This is a genomic window from Embleya sp. NPDC059213 (assembly GCF_042754445.1).
GTDB lineage: Bacteria > Actinomycetota > Actinomycetes > Streptomycetales > Streptomycetaceae > Embleya.
This window is the reverse complement of the sequence record NZ_JBHZAV010000342.1, coordinates 1-5,039: the sequence shown is the minus strand read 5'-3', so window position 1 is coordinate 5,039 and position 5,039 is coordinate 1. Positions and strand designations below refer to the sequence as shown.

Here is a 5,039-nt window from a genome sequence, read left to right as displayed (position 1 = left end):
CGTCACGAGCGAGGGGCCACTTTTTTGTGGAGGAGCCTGCGACGGAGCAAAAAAGTGGTGCCTCGCGAGCCGGCGCCGAAGGCGCCCAACAAAAAGCAGCGCTGCATCGCCGAAAGCCGCCCACCCGCTCACCCAGCTCACGACCCCGGCCCGGGTGTCGGCTCGGGCCCACGACCTGGGCCCACCGACTCGCTCCGCTCACAACCCCAGCCCGAGCGTCAGGCTTGCCACACGACCCAGGGCCCCGGCCCGCTCCGCTCACGACCCCGCCTCGGGCGTCGGGCCCAGCCCGCGACCGGGCCCACCGACTCGCTCCGCTCACGACCTCACCCCGGGTGTCGGGCCCGGCTTACGTTTCGCACCGGCCCGCTCACTCCGCTCACGACCTCGGGTCGAGTCGGGTGTCGGGCTCGGCTTGCGACCATGACAGTGGCCAGGAGAAACTCCCCGCGTACGGCCGGTTGGAACAGTCGCTCACCGTAGCCGAAAGCCACTGCCACAGTGGGATACTCACTGGTGGAACGGTCACCCGGTCGACAGGATCGGTCCATGAACCCGCAGTCCAATGACGCGCCGAGCCATCCCTGGCTCGGTACCCCGATCGACGCCCGCCCTCTGTTCGCCCCGGAACAGGCCGCACTGACGGCCGCGCTGCGCAGCCTGGCGCCCGCCGACTGGGGCAGGGAGGCGGTGCCGGGGTGGACCGTTCGGGATCTCGCCGCCCACGTCCTGGGCGACTTCTACGGGCGGCTCGCCCGGGACCGCGACGGCCACCGGGACGGTCCCGCCTTCGCACCGGGCGAGGCCCTGGAGGCGTTCATCCACCGCATCAACCAGGAATGGGTCGACGCCCAGCGCCGGGTCAGCCCGGCCGCGCTCACCGACACCATCGACCTGATCGGCGGTCGGACCGCCCGGTTCTTCGAGACCGCCGACCCCGACGCCCCGTCGCTCGGGGTGTCCTGGGCCGGCGTCGATCCGGCACCGATGTGGCTGGACAGCGCCCGCGACTTCACCGAGTTCTGGACCCACCGCCAGCAGATCCGCCACGCCGTCGGCCAGGACACCGACCCCGACCCACGCCCCCTGGCCGTGGTCCTCGACACCTTCATGCGGGCCCTGCCCCACACTCTGCGCGGGACCGACGCACCGGTCGGCACGCAGGTCCGGGTGCGGATCGACGGCCCGGCCGGCGGCACCTGGACGGCGACGGCCACCGGGAGCAGCTGGTCGCTGGCCGAACCGGACGCCGAACGCCCCACCGCACTCGTCGAACTGGACGCGGAGACCGCATGGCGCCTGTGCACCCGCGGCATCCAGCCCGACGCCGCCCTGGCCGGCGCCCGCATCATCGGAGACCGCGAACTGGCCGAGGCGGCCTGCCGGATTCTGTCGATCGTCTACTGACCTTACCGATTCCGCTTGCCGAGGTGGCCCTACCGACCGGCTCTGCGAACAGTTACGCACGGCAACATCGGCGGCCGGTTGCTTCCCCAGCAACCGGCCGCCGTTGGGGAATTCGAACTGGCCACCAACACGACCACCGCCCACCGGCTCGCCGCGCCCGAGATCTCACGTCGCGTATCGGTCCCAGCCCGCGACCGGGGTCCACCCTCGCTCCGCTCACGACTTCGCCCCGGGTCTCGGGCCCAGCTTGCGTTTCGCGCCGGCCCGCTCGCCGCGATCACGACCTCGGCTCAAGCTTCGGGCTTCGGGCTTGCCATGCGACCTGGGCCCGGCCCGCTCCGCCCACTACCCGGGTCGGGCGTCGGGCCCGGCTTGCGACCGGGGTCCACCGACTCGTTCCGCTCGCGACCTCGACTCGGGTGTCGGATTGGGCTCGCGCTTCGCGCCGGCCCGCTCGCTCCGCATACGACCTCGCCCCAGGTATCAGGCCACGACCTCGGCTCGGGCGTCGGGCTGCCGTCCCTGGCCCCCTCCGCTCGCGACTTCGGGGGTGTCGGGCCCGGCCCACGACCACCACCCACCCGCTCGCTCCGCTCACGACTTCAGTTCGGGTGTCGGGCCCAGCCCGCGACTTGGGCCCACCGGCTCTCTCCGCTCGCGATCTCACGTCGGTATCGGGCCCAGCCCACGACCGCCTACGCGCTCGCCCCCGACCTCACCTCGGGCATCGAGCCCGGCCCGCGACCCAAACAAAGCGGGCTCGCCGTACTCGCGACTCAGGCCGGTCGTGCTCGCCGCACTCATGACTCCGACCAGGCCCTGCCGGCCGCCCTCACGACTCGGATCGGTGAACTCACCGCGCCCGCGCCCCCGGCGAAGCGAGCCCGCCGCGCACCTCCCGGGTCGGGGGCCCGCCGCCCCCGCGACTTGGGTACGCCGTGCCGCTGTGCCCGCGACCCAGGCGGAGCCGCCGCCCTGGGCGAAGCGATCCCGCCACACCCCCGACCGGTGAAGCACGCTCACTCCCCGAGTCGAATGGGCTCGCCGCCCTCGCGACCCCGTCCAGGCCGCCCCCACGATCCACCCAAGCCGAACCCGCCGCGCTCGGTGCGTCCCCGTCCGCCCCCGACCGAGGTGCCGGCCCGCACCTGCTCGTCGGGGTCCTGCGAGACTGATGTCATGCGCATCGTTGTACTTGCCGGCGGCATCGGTGGGGCCCGGTTCTTGCGGGGCCTCAAGGCGGCCGTTCCGGAAGCGGAGATCACCGTCGTCGGCAACACCGGGGACGACATCCACCTGTTCGGGCTCAAGGTGTGCCCGGACCTCGACACCGTCATGTACACGCTCGGCGACGGCATCAACGAGGAGCAGGGCTGGGGCCGCCGCGAGGAGTCCTGGAGCATTCGCGAGGAAATGGCCGCCTACGGTGTCGAACCGACCTGGTTCGGACTGGGCGACCGGGACTACGCGACGCACATCGTGCGGACCCAGATGCTCGGCGCCGGCTACCCGTTGTCGGCGGTCACCGAGGCGCTGTGCGCACGGTGGCGGCCCGGCGTGCGACTCGTCCCGATGAGCGACGATCGGGTGGAGACGCACGTGGTGATCGACGACCCCGACAAGCCCGGGTCGCGCAAGGCGATCCACTTCCAGGAGTACTGGGTGCGACTTCGCGCCGCGCCGACCGCGCACGCGATCGTGCCGGTGGGCATCGAGACGGCCAAGCCCGCGCCCGGGGTCCTGGAGGCCATCGCCGAGGCCGACCTGATCCTGTTCCCGCCGTCCAATCCCGTGGTCAGCATCGGCACCATCCTGGGCGTGCCCGGGATCCGGGAGGCGCTGGTGGCCGCGCCGGCGCCGGTGATCGGGTTGTCGCCGATCATCGGCGGCGCGCCCGTACGCGGGATGGCCGACCGGGTCCTGGAGGCGGTCGGCGTCGAGACCGGCGCCGCGGCCGTCGCCCAGCACTACGGGCCGGGCCTGCTGGACGGCTGGCTGGTGGACACCGCGGACGCGGACGCCGTGCTCGCCGTCGAGGCGGCCGGCATCCCGTGCCGGGCCATCCCCCTGTTGATGACCGACGTCGAGGCGACCGCCGAGATGGCCCGCGCCGCGCTCGCGCTCGCGGACGAGGTGCGCTGATGGGCGCCCCGCCCCGCGGCTATTCGGTGTTCGGGGTGAGCGGGCTGCCCGAGATCGGCGAGGGCGCCGATCTGGGCCGGCTGATCGCGGACGCGGCGACGGGCCCGGACGGGCCCGGCCTGCTCGACGGCGATGTGCTCGTGGTGACCTCGAAGATCCTCAGCAAGGCCGAGGGCCGGTTGTTGCGCGGGGTCGATCGGGAGAAGGTGATCGACGCCGAGGCGGTCCGCGTGGTCGCGCGCAAGGGCCCCACCCGGATCGTGCAGACCCGGCACGGATTCGTGATGGCCGCGGCGGGCGTGGACGCCTCCAACACCCAGCCCGGCACCCTGCTGCTGCTCCCGGAGGACTCGGACGCCTCCGCCCGCCGGCTGCGCGCGGCGCTGGCCGAGCGGACCGGGGTCCGGGTGGGCATCGTCGTGTCGGACACGTTCGGCCGGCCCTGGCGGACCGGGGTCACCGACGTGGCGATCGGCGTGGCGGGCCTGGACGCGGTGGACGACCACCGGGGCCGGATCGACACGCACGGCAACGAACTCGCGGTCACCGTCACCGCGGTGGTGGACGAACTCGCGAGCGCGGCCGAGCTGGTCAAGGGCAAGGCGGGCGCCGTCCCGGTGGCGATCGTGCGCGGCCTGGGGCACTTGGTCACCGATGCGGACGGCGCCGGCGTGCGTCCGCTGGTGCGCGGCGCCGAGGACGACATGTTCCGGCTCGGCACCCGGGAGGCGCTCGGCGAGGGCGCCCGGAACGCGATCACCGCGCGTCGCACGGTACGCGCGTTCACCGAGGAGCCGGTGGATCCGGACGCGGTGCGCCGCGCGGTGACCGCCGCGATCACCGCGCCGGCCCCGCACCACACCGTGCCGTGGCGATTCGTGCTCCTGGAGAGCGCGCCGGCCCGGATCGCGCTGCTGGACGCGATGCGCGACGCGTGGGTGGCGGATCTGCGGGCGGACGGGTTGAGCGAGGAGCGGATCACCCGCCGGATCGGGCGCGGCGACGTGTTGCGCGCCGCGCCGTACCTGGTGGTGCCGTGCCTGGTCACCGACGGTGCGCACACCTACCCGGACGCGGTGCGAGCGCGGGCCGAGCGCGAGATGTTCACGGTCGCGGCGGGCGCCGCCGTACAGAACCTGCTGATCGCGCTGACCGCGGAGGGCCTGGGGTCCGCGTGGGTGTCGTCGACGATGTTCTGTCCCGACGTGGTGCGCGCCACGCTCGCGCTGCCCGCGGGCTGGGACCCGATGGGTGCCGTCGCGGTGGGCCGACCGGCCGAGCCGCCTCGGGACCGCCCGGCTCGCTCGGCGGACGACGTGATCGTGGTGCGCTGAGCGGCACGCTCAAGCAATCCGAGCAACCCGAGCAATCCGAAGTCCAAGCACCCGAACGACCCGAGCAACCCGAACCACGCCGGCAACCCACAACCCGAAGGGTGGGGGGGGCGAAGGGGGCGAGCGTGCGCGCGCCCCCCGGGGGGCGCGCGCGCT

At 73.6% G+C, this 5,039-nt stretch carries 3 protein-coding genes; all 3 read left to right on the top strand.

The window, feature by feature from the left end; all coding sequences use genetic code 11:
• Positions 1-549: 549 nt before the first annotated feature.
• Entirely contained in the window at positions 550-1,407 is an 858-nt protein-coding gene (locus ACFXMF_RS46680; RefSeq protein ID WP_379992895.1) for a maleylpyruvate isomerase family mycothiol-dependent enzyme, read from the top strand.
• Positions 1,408-2,586: 1,179 nt separating this feature from the next.
• Entirely contained in the window at positions 2,587-3,549 is a 963-nt protein-coding gene (cofD, locus tag ACFXMF_RS46675) for a 2-phospho-L-lactate transferase (protein WP_360320928.1), read from the top strand.
• Positions 3,549-4,883 carry a coenzyme F420-0:L-glutamate ligase gene (locus ACFXMF_RS46670; RefSeq protein WP_360320931.1) on the top strand — a complete coding sequence of 445 codons (1,335 nt, stop codon included), beginning with the start codon at positions 3,549-3,551 and terminating at the stop codon, positions 4,881-4,883. Before cofD ends, ACFXMF_RS46670 begins: the two co-directional genes overlap by 1 nt.
• Positions 4,884-5,039: the final 156 nt, after the last annotated feature.

What these genes read in the sequence shown, in the direction of transcription:
- ACFXMF_RS46680 (WP_379992895.1), top strand. Translation starts at nt 550, where the DNA reads ATGAACCCGCAGTCCAATGACGCGCCGAGCCATCCCTGGCTCGGTACC.
- ACFXMF_RS46670 (WP_360320931.1), top strand. Translation starts at nt 3,549, where the DNA reads ATGGGCGCCCCGCCCCGCGGCTATTCGGTGTTCGGGGTGAGCGGGCTG.
- cofD (WP_360320928.1), top strand. Translation starts at nt 2,587, where the DNA reads ATGCGCATCGTTGTACTTGCCGGCGGCATCGGTGGGGCCCGGTTCTTG.